The organism is Bacillus sp. SIMBA_008, from assembly GCF_046535495.1.
Taxonomy (GTDB): Bacteria; Bacillota; Bacilli; order Bacillales; family Bacillaceae; genus Bacillus; species Bacillus subtilis.
This window is the reverse complement of record NZ_JAWRWL010001294.1, coordinates 1-235: the sequence shown is the minus strand read 5'-3', so window position 1 is coordinate 235 and position 235 is coordinate 1. Positions and strand designations below refer to the sequence as shown.

Annotated in this window: 1 protein-coding gene; it reads left to right on the top strand. The window is 69.4% G+C overall.

Annotated elements, in window-relative coordinates; genetic code table 11:
- Positions 1-235, top strand: a 235-nt coding sequence (locus SB658_RS27610) for a DNA polymerase thumb domain-containing protein (RefSeq protein WP_410603765.1), incomplete at both ends; no start/stop codon positions are given.

Below are 235 nucleotides of genomic sequence, written 5' to 3'. Positions count from 1 at the left end.
CCTGCTGCCCTTGCCGGTCAACCGCATTCCCGGTGTGGGCAAGGTGATGGAAGGCAAGCTGGCCGCGCTGGGCATCCGCACCGTCGGCGAGCTGCGGCAGCGGCCGCTGGAGGAACTGCAGGCGAATTTCGGCAGCTTCGGCCAGGGGCTGTACAACCGCGCGCGCGGCGTCGACGAACGGCCGGTGCAGCCGCACCAGGAAGTGCAGCAGGTGTCCTCGGAGGACACTTTCGCC